This is a genomic window from Metallosphaera cuprina Ar-4 (assembly GCF_000204925.1).
GTDB lineage: Archaea > Thermoproteota > Thermoprotei_A > Sulfolobales > Sulfolobaceae > Metallosphaera > Metallosphaera cuprina.
This window is the reverse complement of sequence record NC_015435.1, coordinates 1,368,517-1,385,850: the sequence shown is the minus strand read 5'-3', so window position 1 is coordinate 1,385,850 and position 17,334 is coordinate 1,368,517. Positions and strand designations below refer to the sequence as shown.

Genomic DNA, 17,334 nt, shown 5'->3' with positions numbered 1-17,334 from the left:
CATTCTAAAGAAATATTTGTTTTATTATGACACACTTTTCATAACTCATGTTATCTGGACATTAGGGCGTACTCCAGATTATATATTGAAATTTGTATATTTATTTTTATTACACAATGATAATATGCCTACAGTGACTCAAAATGAATTAAAAGGAAATATTTTTAAACATATAAGTAAAGATACTTATTAATGGCATTTAAAGGATGGAGAAGAGGAAATCAAGCTACTAAACCATCTAACAGACAATCGTTAGGTATAATAGGAAACTTTTACGAACTTGGAATCGTAAAGTCAATATCTAAAAGCGTAGAGAAAAAACTACTCATGGCGGGCCTCTCAATCGATCCTAGAATATTTGCAGCGCAGATCTTCTTTTACTTAAGTATCTCCTCAGCGTTTTCGGCTCTTCTCGCCTTCTTTGGCATTTACATTATAGTTAAGTTGTATTTGGTTTACAGATTGGCTAAATTTGCTGTGCTAGGACTTATGTTGTTAATGTTTGCCGTAATAATTCCTCCAGTGACCTATCTTTTACTTAACGTTAATATCTCACAGACTATAGAGAATAGAAGAATAGGCTTAGATGCGGAAAGCGCCGCGTTCTCGGCCGTCTTCACAATTTTCCTTAAGTCTGGCCTTAGTCCAAGGATCCTCTTTGAGAGATTATCTAAAACGACCGCCTTTAATTATATTAATCAGCTGACGCTTTACGTATCAAAGAGAATTGATTTCCTTGGAGAGAGCGTAGAGGACGCCCTCCTAAGAGCTATTAAAGTGTCACCTTCAAGGATACTCAATGACTTTCTCCTAAGTTACGTTTCGGCTGTGAGGAGCGGAGCACCCGTTCTAGACACCGTATCGGCAAAAGCTAAGGACATTTTAAGACAATTAGAATTAGCTGCCGACATAGCTGCTGATAAGCTATCAGGAGTGGGAGAAACCTACGTAATTTGGTTGGCCTCTGGTTACATCACGTTCTTTCTAATTCTGCTTCTGGAGGCTCTATTCCCTGGGATTGTGGGAGGGTCCATTCCTTTAAACGTATTCGGGGCAATTCTGGTCTTAATTCTTCCCTTGGTTGATGGAGTTTTCATTTTGATGGTAGAGCAATCCCAAATGAGGTTCCCGGAAAGGAAGGTCTCATCCTATAGAGTGTTTTATGTCTCCCTAGGGGTAGGCCTTATTACTATGTTTGTTTTGTTAGGCTTGACGAAGGAGCTCATTCCCTTCCTCACGCTCTCGGGTAACACTAACGACGTTACGGCGATTTCACTAATAATGATGATAGCCTTTTTGATAGCGTCAGTACCCCCAGCTATCATAACATCAAGAGAGTTGAAAAAAGGCACAGGTTATGACCCATATGTAGTTAGTTTACTGAGGGCTATTTCAGAAGGAATAAGGGCGGGCTTGTCTCCAGAAACGATTATAGAAAACATAAAGAACAGTCCTGAAATGGGTAAACTATCTAATATTTTGAAAAAAATAAGTGGATACATCTCGCTTGGCTATCCTTTGAGAGACGCTTTCATAAAAGGAGTGGAAGAGATCCTTGATTTTACTTCAAGGATTTCGTTAGTATCCATAGCTGACATGATAGATATTGGTAGCCTTACACCTGAAACTATTGAAAGCCTGGCTGAGCAGGTGGAAACTCAAATAAAGATAAAAAGACAATATGAAAGTAAGGTCAAGATCTTACTTTATACACCCTATATAGGAGTGATAATTTCAATCATAGCTGTAAACTTTCTGTCCGCCGCAATCCTAGGATTAATAACCAGTAATTCCTTCGCTTTCTCATCTGGAGCTCTTGGTGAAGCTAAGGTACTGTTACCAGAGGCGGTTTTCATAACTACAATAACCAGTATGATAAACGCATTCGTTGCTGGCTTACTAGTTGGAAAGCTAGGACATGGAAAAGTTGCCTCAGGATTTATTCACTCAGCAATTATGGTGGTTATCACTGCAATACTAATGATAATCATCATTCATGTTCACTTTACGTTCGGTCCATCTGTAGCGCCAAGCGGATGAGAGAGTCACCAAGTATTCTTAATCTTCATCCTTTAACTAATTGTACTTGAAACTCTCTATTTACCCTTAATTGAAAAAGAGAAGTTTATATAATAGCTAATTATAACAATATTTAGCATGAAGTTAAACTTTCAAATCTCCTTGCCAAAGAGAGGTACATCTAAGAACAATGAATTGAATATTGATGACCTCCCTATTAGCCTTTATCCAATAACTGTACCTTACGAAGAACTTCCTGAAATAATGTCAGAATATGAAATTGATATGTCTAATCTTTTGCCATCTAATGTGAAGTCATCTTTTGCATCTCACAACATGGAATTATCCGTGGCTAACCCTCACACTTTCATTGTCTTCGACCAGGATAAAGGAATATTTAGATACGTCCTAGTTGAACCTCCAATAGACGAAAACATATTTAATATCTATATCTTTTTAATTAGAGAAATAGAAAGATCCTTGTTAAGTAAGGAAGAATCTATAGACGTAGCTAAGATCCTGTTAGACGCAAACTCTAAAATGCCATCTATGAATCTAATTCAGGGACAAGTAGGAGGAGTGTTCAAGCTAAGCACTAAGGGAAAGGTGGCTCTATATTATCTCCTGAGGAACATGTTCGGGTATAACATCTTAACCCCGCTTTTAGCTGACAGCAAAGTTGAGGACATTTCTTGCAGTGGAATCGGGTTACCTATCTATGTTTATCATAGGGAATACGATTATGTGCCAACTAATCTAGTTTTGAGCTCAGAGATGACGGTCTTAAACAAGACGATAAGAGGTTCTGATCTTTTAGACCAACTGGTTCTAAGATTGATATCTTTATCTGGCAAGACCGTGTCGATCGCCAATCCTATAGCTGACGGTATATTACCGAAGGGAGATAGAATAGCTGCAACCTTTAGACATGAGGTGAGCGCTAGGGGATCTTCATTCGTTATTAGGAGATTTAGCGAAAGACCCATAACAATTCTTGACTTGATGAACAGCGGAGTAATCAGCGCTGAAACTGCTGCTTATCTATGGTATTCGATAGACCTTAGGATGTCATTGATGGTCATAGGAGTGACGGGTGCGGGGAAAACTACAATGCTTGGATCAATATTGAACCTCGCTAAAGAGTCTCTAAAGATAGTATCAATAGAAGACATCCCAGAAATAAGGCTTGCTCAAGAAAATTGGGTTCAGTTGTACTCAAGGCAAGCTTACGGCGATTCTGGCAAGGAAATAAGTTTAATGGATCTACTAAAGCTGTCATTAAGATACAGACCTGACATAATAGTAGTAGGGGAGATAAGAGGTGCAGAAGCGTACACCCTCTTCCAAGCACTTTCAACAGGACATGGTGGAGCTACCACTTTCCACTCTTACGATTCAGAAAGTGCAGTAAAGCGATTAATGAACCCGCCATTGAACATCCCATCCGAATGGATACCGATGAATAACATAATCATTAACGTTAGGCGTTTGCCTGTATTGATTGGTGACAAGATTCAATTGAAAAGAAGAGTAGTTGCTATAGACGAGATAGTTACAGCGTCGGACTTCAGGAGGGTTGTAAACTGGGATCCTAAGGTTGACGTACATACGGTCGATCTTGAGAACGCTAAGGTACTTAGAACAAGACTGGAGGAATCAGGAAGATCTCTTGAGGAAGTTAAAGATGAGATTTCAAGAAGGGCCCTATATCTTAAGCTAATGGCGACTTCAAAGGATATAGTTCAGAGCTCAGAGAGTTATAGGATGGTTAAGAAGTTCATTATAAAATACAGTTTAAGACCTGAGGAGGCCTTGAGGGAAGTCTCCAGGATGTCATCGATTAAGGTTACGGTATAATTAGTAATAAAATTGATATTATAAACAATATTATGGCTTGAAACGGTTGATTCGATAGGGAAACGAGACCTGAGACGAAGAAAAGAAATGAGAGAACGTTCGCCTCTATTGGAATCCAGTCACTATCTACATCTTTTATGGAGTTTACGATCTTTGGCGTCACTTTCCATTTGAACTTAAGCCTTATCAGTCCTGAGAAATAACCTACCGAAAATGCGGAAATTGTCAAAGCTGGTATCCTCATGTCGTACTCTCTTGTCTTGCTTCTTAATGAGAAAACAAACGTTATGACCAGAAACGTGGACAAAGATGCAAGCCAATAGAATGGAGAAGACCTTAATAATCCAGAGAGAAGGCCTAAGACCAGCAATCCAACTAGAAGTAAAGGATAGATGCCCCATTGGTTCGCATAAAGAGTACCTTCTATACCTCTTATACCCTTCCTTATCATTGAGAGGCTATATGGGAAAAGTTCACCTGAACCGTAGGCCCATCTTTTCATCTGTTCGAAGAAATCTCTCCATGAGTAAGGGGCAAGTGTGGTTACCAAAACATCGTCAGCGTAACTAACTCTAAGCCCTTTGAGATACATCCTGATACCTATTTCCAGGTCCTCAGCTACCTTATTTTCCTTCCATCCTCCTATCCTATTCAGAGCATCCCTTGTTATCGCGAAAGCAGAGCCGTTGGGGAAAATGGGAAGATTTCTGATAAATCGTCCGCGAAACAGGGAGTTCATTGAAAACTCTGTCATTTCTGCATAAAGTTTCTGGAGTTTGTTGAGAGGAGACCTCACCTTTAATCTAAGTGATACCGCATCTGAACTAGAGAGATGATGTGACACCCCTTTCAAGAAATCTCTGTCAACTCTAGCCTCGGAATCCAGGTAAACTAAGAAATCGCCTTTCGCGATGTTTGAGGCGAAGTTTAGAGCTCCAGCCTTCCTACCCAATGGCTTATCCCGTCTTATCAATCTGAAGTTAGCAGGATACACCTTTGGTAAAAGGTTGAAGGCTTCTTCGCTATCGTCTGACACTATGATCACTTCGTAATCCTCATAGTTAAGATTAGAGAGGTTTTCAATTAGTTCCTCTATTACCTTAGGCGGTTCGTCCTTTATAGCAACTATAATTGATGCCTTTCTATTAGAACTTGTGTGACCCTCGCATTTCAAAGGCGTTTCGGTATAGTAAAGCGATTGAAGTAGAATCCATAAGGATGAAATAAGAGCGAAAGTCAGGATTAGCACATCAATAAAAAGCATTAACTTTTCTTCCTCTCTATTGCCTTATTTATCTTCTGCTTGGCCTCCGAGGCTGATCCCCATCCAGATATCTTCACCCACTTTCCTGGCTCCAACTCTTTATAGTGCTCGAAGAAGTGGACAATCTTGTTTTTGATCGCATCGTCTATATCGCTTACATCTTTTATCTTAGAAAAGGACGGATCTATCTTCTCCTTAGGTACAGCTACTATTTTCTCATCTATTCCCTCTTCGTCCTGCATGTGAATAACTCCTACAGGTCTAGCCTCAATAACCGTCCCTGGGAATACCGGTTGATTCGTTAGAACTAGAACGTCTAGTGGATCTCCATCCTCACTTAAAGTACCTGGAATAAAACCATAGTTAAACGGGTAACTCATTGAAGTGTAGAGAAATCTGTCAACTTTAATTACCTCTTCGTTCTCCTTGTATTCGTATTTTACGCTTGACCCGCTTGGAATTTCTATCAAAACGTTAACTACGTCTGGAGCTTTCTCCCCTGGACCTATTTTCATGTTCTCGATAACTAGCTAGATTATAAAAAAATATTATTTTCGATCTAGAATTATACCCTCGATATCCTTCTTAATTGAGAGGAAACAATCAGTTTTCCACATCTCATTCAGTTTAGATTCATAGGTGTTGATTATCTCATCCACATCGTAACCTGTTTTCTTGTATCTAAGAGCCTGCTTATAGGTGGCTAACACTTCTGAAAACTTGGCTACCATTCCTTCCAACGTCTCTCTATTCTCGTACTCCAAAAATAGGTCCTTTCCCACTCCTAACTCCTCAATCGCTGAAATTTCTAGTTCTCTTTTATCCGTTCTCTCAGTTACCCACTTAGGTAAATCGCCAACTAAGCTCTCCCCTACATCATGAAACAGGGCTATCACAGAAGCATGATCTGGATTGACTTGATATCCTTTCTCCTTAAGTTTAGTTGCTATGACATATGCTATTACAGCAGCTTCGAAGCTGTGACCTGCCACGGTCTCGCCAATACCCGGAGGGACTCCCCTTTGCATCCATCCTGTTCTTACTAAGTTCTTACATCCTACAATTAACCTTTCCAGTTTCAAGTTCTAACCTCCTTCAAGACCAAACTAATGGAGTGCATCATCTCATCAATTGATTCCGTCCAAAACCTTATCATAGCTTCCTTTCCTTTGATCCCTGTATCGAAAATAACGTTCGGTAACTTACCGTGATTCTGAGAAACGTATTCTACGATCCAGCTCATAGTCCTTCCTTCCTCTCCCTTAGGCTCCTTCTCTCGATCAACTTCTAAAACCTCATAGCCTATATTCTTAAAGGCTCTGACCAACTTTTGGTCGTAGCGAATGTTGATCAGCGTGTCCCCCTTTCGCTCCTTAAGTACTATCGAAAGGAGAAGTCTAGCGGTGTGTGTGGGGTAGCCGAAAGAGGGAGGCATACCAACTCTAACTCTCCCTCCCCATTCTCTGATGATCCTGCCTTTAAATGTGGCTATGTCCTCAAGACCTTCCACATATTCTGGAGAGATTGAGTGAGCCAGGTTTGACTGAACTTCAGGTATTAAGACGTGAAAGTGGTCTTGACTCTCTACGAAATCAGCAAACGTTTCCATATCACGAAGGACCTTAAACCTCATGGAGTCTCTCTCAAGGGAGACAAGAGGTTCCACAGGACCTATCCCTTTCCCTATTTCTAACCCAAACTTGATGCTCTCTTCCATTCTGCTCTTCACTGCCGGTAAGGCTTCCTCGACCTTTATTCCCTTAGCTAACATACCGGCAAGCATTGAAGCGAAGACGCTTCCCGTACCGTGAGTGTTCCTGTTCTCAAGCCTGTGAGATCTCACTAACATGGTCTCCTTTCCGTTATACAAAACGTCAACTACTTCGTCAGATTGAATGTGACCCCCTTTCACTATGACGTATGGTATCGAGAAGAGATCGTGAATAGATTTTGCCGCTCTAATTTGATCTTCTATTGAAACGACCTTAAACCCCGCTAACGCTTCGGCCTCAACTGCGTTTGGGGTTAGTACGTATGTCTTAGGCAGTATCATCTTCTTAAAAGAGTCTAGATCCTCTATGAGCCTGGTTCCGTCCTTGGCCACAATCACAGGATCCACAACGGTCAGACGATCAATTAACTCTGAAATAACCTTCATCTGTCCAGAACTAACTATCATGCCAGTCTTTACCGCTGAGACCTGAAAATCTGTAAATATCGTCTCTATCTGCTTTTTCAAAAAATCAGGCTCAATTAGCAAAGTCCCCTTTATTCCTAAGGTATTCTGTGCAGTAATCGCGGTGACGACTCCTAAACCGTGGACGCCAACGGACTCAAACGCCTTTATATCGCTCTCTACTCCGGCCCCAGCCCCAGTATCAAATCCTCCAATAGACAGTGCATTGAGCTTCTTCAAGTTCTCTTCACCCTTGTGTTCCCAGCAACCACCCAATACTCACCGTCATCTCTAACCTCTAGTTTCCATATCCCTGTAGTGTGTTTCACAAGCTCTATAGTATCCTTAACCGCATCAATAGCGTCCTTCCTTCCTCTACCCAAAACCATTATTAAGATTACGTCATCCCCGGGTTTCATTTTATCAATAGCGTGGATTATCTTAATGCCTATTACGTCACGATACCTCCTTTTTATCTCTTCTTCAATCTCGAGCAATCTCTGTTGAGTGTAAGATTCATATGACTCGTATATCAAGTCGTTCACTTTATGACCGTCTACCATCCCCTTGACGAAACCCACGTACACTACCATAGATCCGGCTTCTAGCGGAGCCAAGCTCCTGAAGTTTTTGATCTCTTCTAGGATATCAAGCTTGCCTTTTCTCAATTCTCCTCCTGCAGGAGGGGGCAATATCGCCACTTCGTCACCTTCCTTCAATTCTTTCACGTCCATTTTCCCGTTCACTAGAACGAAAACCTTAACTCCAGTCACTTGGCCTTCAAGGAGAGCCTTAAATCGCTGACCGTACCTTTCTTTCAATTCATTAATGAGGCAATCCAATGTGAAGCAATTAGTGTAAACTTCTTCGATCTCTTTTCCAGTTAAGTCCTTAACTAGGGCGAAGTACCTTAACTTTAACCTCATCGATCTCAACTATGTATATTCTGTCACAATTTTTAAGTAAGCTAGAAAGAGATTTGATACTTGCTATAGATTTTTTTGTGAGGAACCAAAAAGGTAGTTTATGAAATATCAAGGTGAAATCAAGTTAAACGTTGATAAGGCGATGATCTGGAGCATATTGAGCAACCCTGAGTCTGTGTCATCGTGTTTCCCAGGCGTCAAAAGTTTCTCAAAAGAAGGGGATACCTATAAGGTGACAGGCACTGCCGGTATAGGATTTATTAAAGGCGAATACAAGGCAACGGTTACTTTCAGTGAGGTAAAGCCTTTCGAGAGCATGGTTATAAATGCGAAAGGAAGCGGGTTGAACAGTAACGTCGATATAACAGCAAAGGTGATAGTTGATGATGGAAAGCTTGCCTATGATGCGGACGTTAAGGTAGCTGGAGTGTTAGCCTCGGTAGGGGCTAGACTAATGGATCCTGCAGTTAACAAGATAATATCTGACCTCTTTGAATGTATAAAGGCTAAGGTGGAGAAGAAGTGACCACATTAAAAGGAGAGGAGAAAATTAAGAACAGGAAGGTAGCTATAGATTTCTTTTCAAACGAAAGGAATCTCTTGGAGTGTATCCCAGGTATAAAGAAAATAGAGGGGAAAAGATTCACAATCGAAGCTAAGATAGGACCTCTTAGGGCCGAACTGTCCGGACAAGTCGAGGAATATGAAGTTAGAGAAAATGAGGTCTCTAACTTACTCAAGGTAGAAGGACCTGGACTTACGATCGTGATAAAGACCAGGTTGCACATAACTGAGGCTGAACTTAATTGGGAAGCCGAGTACTTAACTGACGGTTCGCTCGCAAAAGCTTCGCCAGCACGATAGCGAAACAAGCGGAAGAGGTCTCTAGAAGCATAATCTCATGTGCGCTGTCTAAAATCAATCGGTCCTAGTTATTATCCCCAGTCCTCTTGTCCTACCTTCCCTAAAGACGAATATCTGACCCGGCTCTACATACTCCGACCTGAACATAAACGTTAAGTGAACTTCAGAAGTGTCTCCAGTCCTTAGTATGCCCTTAGCTATCTCAGAGAACTTGACTGCCTGTCTTATAGTATGTAAATGCATGGTTGCTACGTAACCTTCCCTAATTGTAGTGGGATGATGTAACAGTATCACTCTGGACCAAAAACTCCTTACGGCTTTAGCCTTATTTCTAATTAGAACCATGCCCTTCCTTAAGCTGTCTCTATCGATCCCTTGAAGAGCGAAAGTGGCTATCGATCCTTGAGTCACAGAGTCTACAAATATTTTATTTAACTGAATGCTTTTTACCCTTACCTCCCTGAATTCGTTATATTCATTTGGACCAATCAAAAGGATATCGTTAGCTGATACCTTTCCCCTTATTACAGATCCTAAAACAACGGGTCCTACTCCAGGCACATTGTACGTCTCGTCAATGTAAACGAGTGGGTCTGGTGAAGGAACCGTCCTTCTAGGAGGGAGAAGGTTTAGAAACCTTATCAACAAGTCGAGTCCTTGACCAGTAACGTTGGATATCTTAAACACTGGAACTACCCTCTTTGTCTTCATCCCTATTATTCCGTTCAGCACGTCACCCTCATCTTCTACCTCTAATGCCAATCTGTTAATTCCAGGTATCTTCAGCATCTCCTTTATTTGATTGATGATCTCAACGGTTCTCGATTCAGGGAATTTATCTATTTTGGTGATAACAATGAAGATGGGGAACTTAAGAACTGTGGAGACAGCTAGATGCTCCCTACCCATAATGCTTAGACCGTCGTCGGCTCCTACGACTAACATGACGTAATCGACTTCGTAACCCATCAATCCCTTTAATGTGGTTCTGAGGTACCTCTCGTGTCCTCCTAAATCAATGAGCCTTATGGTTTTAGCGCTCTTTAAAGTTATTTCAGCTTCGTCAGTAGGATCTCGACAAAGCGGGTTTACTGGATTCCCTGAATAGTCAAACCCAAGTAATCTCATGGTTATGGAAGAGGTCCTTCCGCTGATCACTTCATGTAGATATCTAGCTACCGCACTTCTCAGCGATCCGTTTCCATCGTCCAACTTTCCTAGGATCAAGGTACCGGTCAAAGTGCTCTTACCTGCATTAACGTGCCCCATGACAGCTACGTTTATTTGTATAGGGATCTTCTCTTTATGCAATCTTACCAAAAGCTCCCCAACGTAAAGTTCTTCCCTTACCTTCACTATCCTCTTGTGGGAAATTTTAGCGCTTATCATCGAGGCTATCTTTTCTACTGTTCTGATGGTTGACTCAAGTTCCTTTAGTGGTAAACCTATCGCTTCTCCTTCATCACTTACCCCGACGACGTATAGCGCCTCTCCTCCTCCTTCCTCTAACCTGAACTTCATTTGTGTAGCTAACTCCTGGAGCCTCTGTTCACTGAGGTCTGTGAGAATAAGTTTATATTCTATCTTTCCCAAATCATTTTCTCGTGGAAATCTCATACCTTAGGTACTCTCTATATTTAATTTGTTATAATACCAAATAAGCTTTGGTTGAAGAGTATGGAGCCACAACTCATAATGGATCAGGTGTTCAAGTGTCCTGTATGTGGGAATGAGACGCTTCAAGCTAAGGATTACGTTTATGAAACCTCTACAGACAAACTACTTCTGTCATACTGGTCGTGTACTACATGTCATTTCACTTACAGGGACGTTAAGCCCTATGAAACGAAAACGCCCATAGAACTTTCTCTTTCTGTGGAAAATGATGATGATCTGTCCTCTATAGTTTATAGATCAGCTTTTTGTACTGTCAATATACCAGAACTGGGAGTGGAGATCCTACCAGGTTCGTCCTATCAAGGGACAGTGACTACGGTCAGGGGACTACTAGAGATATTAGTCGATAACGTAGGATATTTTTGCAAGGGGAATAAGTGTAATAAAATCAAAGACGCTATGGATGGGAAAATAACCTTCACTTTGATCTTGAAGGACCCTTCAGGGACAAGTTTCATAAAAAATGATAAAGTTAATGTTACTCGACCTTTATATCCTTCCCAGTAGTCACTACCTTCTTCTTCATAACTACCTCTAAAACTCCGTTCTTGTAGTTGGCCTTAGCTGAATTCTCGTCTACTGCAGCCGGAAGTTCGACCTCTTTGTAATATTTTTTATCTTGAGAGTTAGCTGATATTACCAAGATATCGCCATTAATCTTAACCTTTATATCGTTCTTGTCCACTCCAGGTACCTCAACTACTACCCTAATCTCGTCGTTCTTTTCAATGACGTCCACTAGTGGTTCCCTTTCCTCAGTTAACAGAGGTTTGTTACCTATCCTCTTTACGTTCCCGAACTCTTCAACCACTGGTTTCCCATCAGGTCCCATAGTTACCTTAAAGCCGTAAACGTAAGGCTTGTATCCTGTAGTTCCTCCCTTCTCTGCCGCCTTGAAGAACTCCCTCTCCATTTGTTCGAACTCTTCCTCAATTTGCCTTACGAGATCGTCGAAGTAACTAAATATATCTTTTGATTTCTTGGTGGGCATCGTTGATCCCGTTTATATATTTGATTGAGAAAATATAAAATTTTCGCTCAAAGTATAAACTTCTTTAATGTGCCTCCTGAACTAGCTCCAAAAGTAAGCCCATTACACTTTTCGGGTGAACGAACGCTACAAGATGACCTCTAGCTCCCTTTCTGCCAGTTTTATCTATGAGGGCTAATCCTTTACTCTCAAGGTCTTTCAAAGACTCATTAATGTCCTTAACCTTTACTGCTAGATGATGCATTCCCTGTCCTCTAGTCTTGAGGAACTTCGCTACCGTATTGTTCTGGTCCTCATGGTTCATAGGTTCCATTAGCTCAACTGCCGTTTGCCCCTCCTTACCCGTTAGGAAGGCTACCTTTATGCCCCTATCAGGCAGATCTTCTCTGTGAACTAGTTTCATCCCCATCTTCCCTGTGTATAACTTAATCGCTTCATCTATGTTCTCCACAGCCACTCCCACGTGATCTATATCTAGAGTATCCATATGATCTATGATGATTTTTACTATATAAGTTTAAGCAAAAGGCAAAGGTTATATATTGTATAAGCAAATTATAACAGGGTATTCCTGGATGGTTACACAAGAAAGGGTTAACGAGTGGGAGAAGAAGTACCTAAACCCCTGGTTGGCCAAAAGAAAAGAGAGGAAGGTTAAGTTTACGACCCCTTCTGGAATAGAGGTAAAATCTCTTTACACACCATTAGACTTGAAGGGCGATTATGAGGAAAAGGTAGGGTTTCCAGGAGAGTATCCGTTCACACGAGGAATATACCCAAATATGTACAGGGGGAGAATATGGACAATCAGACAGTACGCAGGTTTCGGTTCAGCTGAGGATACGAACAATAGGTTCAAGAAACTGTTGGAAGCTGGACAAACAGGGCTAAGTACCGCTTTCGATTTGCCCACCCAATTAGGTTTAGATCCTGATAATGACTTAGCTTACACAGAAGTGGGAGTAGTAGGAGTATCTATGTTCCATTGGAGAGAGATGGACCTGGTTACCAATGGCATACCTCTAAACAAGGTGTCAACGTCAATGACCATAAACGCAACCGCAATGGAGTTGCTCTCCATGTACGCTGCGGTAGCTGAAAGTAGGGGAGTCTCCCTAACTGAGATAGATGGGACGGTACAGAACGACATTCTAAAGGAGTATATCGCAAGGAAGAATTACATTTACCCACCAGAACAATCAATGAGATACGCAATTGACATCATTGAATACTCTTACAAAAACATACCGAAATGGCATCCAATAAGTATAAGTGGATATCACATAAGGGAAGCTGGAGCTGACGCAGTGCTTGAGGTAGCTTTCACTTTAGCGGATGGGATAGAATATGTGAGGAAAACTTTGGAAAGAGGTATCCCTGTAGACGATTTCGCACCTACCCTTTCCTTCTTCTTTGCAGGTTACACTAACCTGTTTGAGGAAGTAGCCAAGTTCAGGGCAGCCAGGAGGATGTGGGCCAAAATAATGAGAGATATGTTTAACGCTAAGAAAGCTGACTCTATGACGTTGAAGTTTCACACACAAACCGGAGGAGCTGAGCTGACTGCCCAACAACCTGAAATCAACATTATAAGGACAACTATCCAGGCTCTCGCCGCAGCCCTTGGAGGCACTCAAAGCCTTCACGTTAACTCCTATGACGAAGCCGTAGCTCTGCCCAGCGAGAAGGCCGCGAAGATAGCGATAAGGGTTCAACAGATAGTAGCGTATGAAAGCGGATCTACAGAGACCGTTGATCCTTTAGCGGGATCATACTATGTGGAGTGGTTAACCGATGAGATAGAGGAGAGAGCATGGAAGATCATAGAAAGGGTGGAAGGTATGGGAGGTATGATGAAGGCTGTAGAGAAAGGGTTCCCTCAAGCGGAGATCGCTGAGAGCTCGTATAGACTTCAGAAGAAAGTAGAGGAGGGCGATATGATAAGGGTTGGGGTTAACATGTCATACGAACCCGATTGGATAGGTACAACTGAGGTCTTCAGGGTTAGACCAGAGGTAAGGGAGAGAGTGATAAGTAGGTTAAAGAATTACAGATCTGAGAGAGACGAGATGAAAGTAAGGGACTCTATCAACTCTTTAAGGAGGGCTGCTGAAAGTCCATCGACTAATCTATTCCCATACGTTTTGGATGCCATAAAGAAAGGTTGTACTGTAGGCGAAATTAGCGGAACGCTGAGAGAGATCTGGGGAGAATACAAAGAACCTATTATATTCTAACCTCTCATTCTCGAGAATATATTGTGAAGCTCAAAATACTTTTCTTTCTTAGCTACGGGAGCGTCAGGGTTAGTTCTGACCACGTCCCATTTGTCCCATGGAAAGATAATCCACTTGCCCACCTTATCCCCGTAATAGTCGGGTATCTTCCTCGACCATGGCTTGACGTAAAGTGTTGCCGTCCTAATTACTTTAGGTGAGAACATGGACACTACGTTAGTTACCGCTTCAAGGGTCTCTCCCGTATCTGAAACGTCATCTACGACGAGCACCTTCTTGTTATCTAGATCGTTAACGTAAACCGCCTTTATCACTGGTTTACTCTCAGTTTTCCCCACGTCTCTATAGAATTTTATATCTATATACTTTATGTTTTTCATATTAAGTATATCAGCGAAAAGTTTAGCTGGTATTACCCCTCCTGTAAGAATGGCCACTATGGCATCTGGCAAGAAGTTATCCTTAGCCATTTCTTTAGCTATTCTGAATATCTGTTCCTCGATGTCGTCCCATGTTGGATTGTAAAATTCAACCATTCACTGTCACCAACGGAACTTCGATTTCTTCCTTGAGGAGACCTCCGTGATGACCTTTAAGTCTTGCGTACGTCGAGCTCTCTCTGAAGCTAAAAATGTAAGAGGTGTAATCTAAGGGTACGCCTATGAAGTCGGGCAAATTAGGGTTTTCCACACCGCCTAAAAGAGGTATCGCCTCATCTCTCTTGAAAACCCTCATGTTGAACTTGTTCTCCAGATAAACCTTAAGGTCGAATCTAGATTTGAGGAACAAAGCTCTTGAATCCCCATAAGGAGGTACATCAAGCATTGACATGAGCTCCGGTTCCTTTTCGATCTCCACTATGTTTGATGTACCGATGAGTCCATGGTCTGCAGTTATCAGCCCTACGTAGTCCTTCCTTTCTTTAAATAATGAGAAGAATCTCATAAATATCTCCCTTGCCGCTAAGATAACGGGTTCAGCATATGGACCGTATTTGTGAGCTAAAGAATCTACGTCAGGTATGTAAACGTAGATGAACTTAGTTCCCTTTTCCATTAACTGTTTCGTGGACTCGTAAGCGTCCCAGACGTTGAGGAAAGTTCTAGTCTCTTGAACGTGACCGTGTATAGCCTTAGTGTACTCCGTGTTCTCTATCCCTGCTGGTATCACTGAAGCCGTTCCATCCTTTACTTGAGATAAATATCCGATGGCGTTTGGAAAAGCCTTCTCAAACGGAAAGCCCCTGGCTAATGAGTCCCTTTCGTTTGAAGTAGGATGAGTATACCTTAGGGTATTTATTATACCACCTAAGCTCTTCACGAACGTATTGTAACCTAGAACTCCATGCTCGGCCGGCGTCTTAGCAGTGAATATCGTAGCTAAGGTAGTAGAGGTGGTAGAAGGGAATACCCCATGAATCTTGTTTGCTTCCTTAACCTCACCTAGTGATCTCTCCATTATGTTCCATCCGAACCCGTCCAGTAAGAGAAGGACTAGTTTATTTCCTGCAATTTCAATGTGACTCCTGCATTGCACCTGAAGATCAAGCCACTTAGCTAACCCGCAACCTAAAGAGTACAGGTTCTTTCCGTAGTCAGGGAATATTAGTGACATAGGATAGTGTTAAAAATCACGTATAATAATATGATTATATGTCAATAGCTGAAGTCATGGTTTACATGTCCTATTTAGCTATAGCCTTGATATCAATCGCTGTAGCCCTCTCTGTTCTAAACTGGTTGTCAAAACGGAAGTGAAACAATGTATGACGTGACGGTGATAGGAGGTGGTCACAATGGTCTCGTGGCTGCAGCCTACCTTGCTATGAAAGGACTAAAGGTTGCCGTATTTGAAAGGAGGGAAATAGTTGGAGGGGCCTCAGTAACGGAAGAGCTGTGGCCAGGTGTAAAAGTATCAACTGGAGCTTACGTACTTAGCCTCCTGCGGCCTAAGATCATAAAGGACCTTAATTTGGAACGTTTCGGACTAGAAGTCATTACTAAAGATCCAGGCTTGTTCGTACCTTTTGAAAATAGGAAGGCGTTATACGTTTGGAACGACGTGAATAGGACCCTGAAAGAGATAGAGAAGTTCTCTAAGAGAGACGCTCAGGCTTATCGTAGATGGCTAAAGTTCTGGGAGCCCTTTTATGATATGGCCGACTTGTTGATGCTCAACCCACCTGTCTCACTTGAGGACATCGGAGAATTGGTCCAGCTTATGAAACTCTCAGATAATAAGGAGGACTTACTTTACTCACTCAGAACTTTAGTTCAGGACGCTTCGTCTCTTCTTAATGAGTTCTTTGAGTCGGAAGAACTGAAGGCTGCGCTCGTTGAAGATGCGGTGGTGGGTACTATGGCGTCTCCCTCAATGCCAGGTACGGCCTACGTATTGGCTCATCACGTACTTGGAGAAGTTAACGGAATTAAGGGAGCGTGGGGTTATGTAAAGGGAGGGATGGGAGGAGTGACTCAAGCTCTTAGAAGGGCTGCTGAGACCTTAGGAGTAGAGATTTACACTGGGACTGAGGTGGATAAGATATTAGTTAAAGGAGACAAAGTGGAAGGCTTAACTCTCACTGACGGTAAAACCATAAGATCTAAAGTAGTACTATCTAACGCTGATCCTAAAACTACTTATCTGAAACTACTGAGAGAAGCTGAGATTGACGAAAAAATAATTAGCAAAGTGAGGTCATTAAAAAGTAGGGGAGTTTCGTTCAAGATCGTGGGTTACCTTGACGAACTTCCGGATTTCGGTGGTGGAAAGTCTCTAAGCCCAGAACATATGGCCTCAGAGTTAATACTACCGTCTGTGGATTACGTGGAGAAAGCGTTTACCGATTCCAAGGTCTTTGGTTACTCTAAAGAGCCGTGGCTATCTATCAACATACAATCTTCCGTAGATCCTACAGCGGCCCCACCAGGTAAGTTCGCTTTCTCCATATTTGGTCAATACTTACCTTATAATCCAAAGTTAGATGAGATGAAAGACCTAATATATCAACTCTCAATAGAAAAAATTAGAGAGTACGCACCTAACTTTAAGCCTGTTAAATACGAAGTCTTGACTCCTTTAGACATTGAGAGAAGGTTCGGAATAATTGAGGGAAACATTTTTCATCTAGATATGACACCGGATCAGTTGTACTTATTTAGACCCCTCCCAGGTTACAATTACAATACACCCATAAAAGGACTTTATCTTTGTGGATCGGGCACTCATCCAGGTGGTGGTGTTACAGGAGCTCCAGGCTATAACTCTGCAAAAAAAGTCATTTCTGACATGGAAAGCGGAGTCCTTAGATGAATAAAATTATA

Annotated in this window: 17 protein-coding genes; 7 read left to right on the top strand and 10 right to left on the bottom strand. The window is 41.8% G+C overall.

Annotation, left to right across the window (positions count from 1 at the left end):
- Positions 1-192 precede the first annotated feature (192 nt).
- The gene (locus MCUP_RS07190) at positions 193-2,040 is read left to right on the top strand and encodes a type II secretion system F family protein (RefSeq protein ID WP_013738130.1); all 1,848 of its coding nucleotides are present in this window, start codon (positions 193-195) and stop codon (positions 2,038-2,040) included.
- A 117-nt stretch (positions 2,041-2,157) separates the two neighbouring features.
- Positions 2,158-3,876: a type II/IV secretion system ATPase subunit gene (locus MCUP_RS07185; protein WP_013738129.1), complete on the top strand. Its 1,719-nt coding sequence runs from the start codon at positions 2,158-2,160 to the stop codon at positions 3,874-3,876.
- On the opposite strand, the gene MCUP_RS07180 is transcribed toward MCUP_RS07185, so the two are convergent.
- From MCUP_RS07180 to MCUP_RS07160, 5 genes are all read right to left on the bottom strand, one after another.
- Positions 3,866-5,050 carry a glycosyltransferase family 2 protein gene (locus MCUP_RS07180; RefSeq protein ID WP_237697980.1) on the bottom strand — a complete coding sequence of 395 codons (1,185 nt, stop codon included), beginning with the start codon at positions 5,048-5,050 and terminating at the stop codon, positions 3,866-3,868. The genes MCUP_RS07185 and MCUP_RS07180 overlap by 11 nt on opposite strands.
- An 89-nt stretch (positions 5,051-5,139) precedes the next feature.
- Positions 5,140-5,655 (bottom strand): inorganic diphosphatase, encoded by a 516-nt coding sequence (gene ppa, locus MCUP_RS07175; protein ID WP_013738127.1) that lies wholly within the window; start codon positions 5,653-5,655, stop codon positions 5,140-5,142.
- Between the two features lie 33 nt (positions 5,656-5,688).
- Complete coding sequence (locus tag MCUP_RS07170; protein WP_013738126.1) at positions 5,689-6,222, bottom strand: HD domain-containing protein; 534 nt, start codon at positions 6,220-6,222, stop codon at positions 5,689-5,691.
- Positions 6,219-7,556, bottom strand: a complete 1,338-nt coding sequence (gene thiD / locus MCUP_RS07165; protein ID WP_013738125.1) for a bifunctional hydroxymethylpyrimidine kinase/phosphomethylpyrimidine kinase — start codon at positions 7,554-7,556, stop codon at positions 6,219-6,221. Before thiD ends, MCUP_RS07170 begins: the two co-directional genes overlap by 4 nt.
- Positions 7,553-8,242, bottom strand: a complete 690-nt coding sequence (locus MCUP_RS07160) for a MoaD family protein (protein ID WP_013738124.1) — start codon at positions 8,240-8,242, stop codon at positions 7,553-7,555. The genes thiD and MCUP_RS07160 overlap by 4 nt, the downstream gene beginning before the upstream one ends.
- Before the next feature lie 100 nt (positions 8,243-8,342).
- Between MCUP_RS07160 and MCUP_RS07155 the strand changes: the two genes are divergently transcribed.
- Both MCUP_RS07155 and MCUP_RS07150 read left to right on the top strand, forming a co-directional pair.
- Positions 8,343-8,768 carry an SRPBCC family protein gene (locus MCUP_RS07155; RefSeq protein WP_013738123.1) on the top strand — a complete coding sequence of 142 codons (426 nt, stop codon included), beginning with the start codon at positions 8,343-8,345 and terminating at the stop codon, positions 8,766-8,768.
- Complete coding sequence (locus MCUP_RS07150; RefSeq protein WP_013738122.1) at positions 8,765-9,106, top strand: SRPBCC domain-containing protein; 342 nt, start codon at positions 8,765-8,767, stop codon at positions 9,104-9,106. The genes MCUP_RS07155 and MCUP_RS07150 overlap by 4 nt, the downstream gene beginning before the upstream one ends.
- 54 nt (positions 9,107-9,160) lie before the next feature.
- Here MCUP_RS07150 and MCUP_RS07145 read toward each other — a convergent pair whose 3' ends face one another.
- Positions 9,161-10,723, bottom strand: a complete 1,563-nt coding sequence (locus tag MCUP_RS07145; RefSeq protein ID WP_013738121.1) for a GTPBP1 family GTP-binding protein — start codon at positions 10,721-10,723, stop codon at positions 9,161-9,163.
- A 60-nt stretch (positions 10,724-10,783) separates the two neighbouring features.
- Here MCUP_RS07145 and MCUP_RS07140 point away from each other — a divergent pair, with 60 nt between their 5' ends.
- Entirely contained in the window at positions 10,784-11,290 is a 507-nt protein-coding gene (locus MCUP_RS07140; RefSeq protein WP_013738120.1) for a ZPR1 zinc finger domain-containing protein, read from the top strand.
- Here MCUP_RS07140 and hsp20 read toward each other — a convergent pair.
- Both hsp20 and mce read right to left on the bottom strand, forming a co-directional pair.
- Positions 11,262-11,774 carry an archaeal heat shock protein Hsp20 gene (gene hsp20, locus MCUP_RS07135; protein WP_013738119.1) on the bottom strand — a complete coding sequence of 171 codons (513 nt, stop codon included), beginning with the start codon at positions 11,772-11,774 and terminating at the stop codon, positions 11,262-11,264. The two genes, MCUP_RS07140 and hsp20, sit on opposite strands and share 29 nt — an antisense overlap.
- 64 nt (positions 11,775-11,838) lie before the next feature.
- On the bottom strand, positions 11,839-12,261 hold the full coding sequence (mce, locus tag MCUP_RS07130; protein WP_013738118.1) for a methylmalonyl-CoA epimerase: 423 nt from the start codon (positions 12,259-12,261) through the stop codon (positions 11,839-11,841).
- A gap of 88 nt (positions 12,262-12,349) precedes the next feature.
- On the opposite strand from mce, the gene MCUP_RS07125 reads away from it, so the two are divergent.
- A complete protein-coding gene (locus MCUP_RS07125; protein WP_013738117.1) occupies positions 12,350-14,011 on the top strand; it encodes an acyl-CoA mutase large subunit family protein in 1,662 nt (553 codons plus the stop codon).
- Here MCUP_RS07125 and MCUP_RS07120 read toward each other — a convergent pair.
- Together MCUP_RS07120 and MCUP_RS07115 are read right to left on the bottom strand one after the other, a co-directional pair.
- Positions 14,008-14,547, bottom strand: coding sequence for a phosphoribosyltransferase (locus MCUP_RS07120; protein ID WP_013738116.1), 540 nt, complete (start codon positions 14,545-14,547; stop codon positions 14,008-14,010). The two genes, MCUP_RS07125 and MCUP_RS07120, sit on opposite strands and share 4 nt — an antisense overlap.
- Complete coding sequence (locus MCUP_RS07115; protein ID WP_013738115.1) at positions 14,540-15,625, bottom strand: alkaline phosphatase family protein; 1,086 nt, start codon at positions 15,623-15,625, stop codon at positions 14,540-14,542. Before MCUP_RS07115 ends, MCUP_RS07120 begins: the two co-directional genes overlap by 8 nt.
- Positions 15,626-15,772: 147 nt before the next feature.
- On the opposite strand from MCUP_RS07115, the gene MCUP_RS07110 reads away from it, so the two are divergent.
- Positions 15,773-17,323, top strand: coding sequence for a phytoene desaturase family protein (locus MCUP_RS07110; protein ID WP_013738114.1), 1,551 nt, complete (start codon positions 15,773-15,775; stop codon positions 17,321-17,323).
- Positions 17,324-17,334 lie beyond the last annotated feature (11 nt).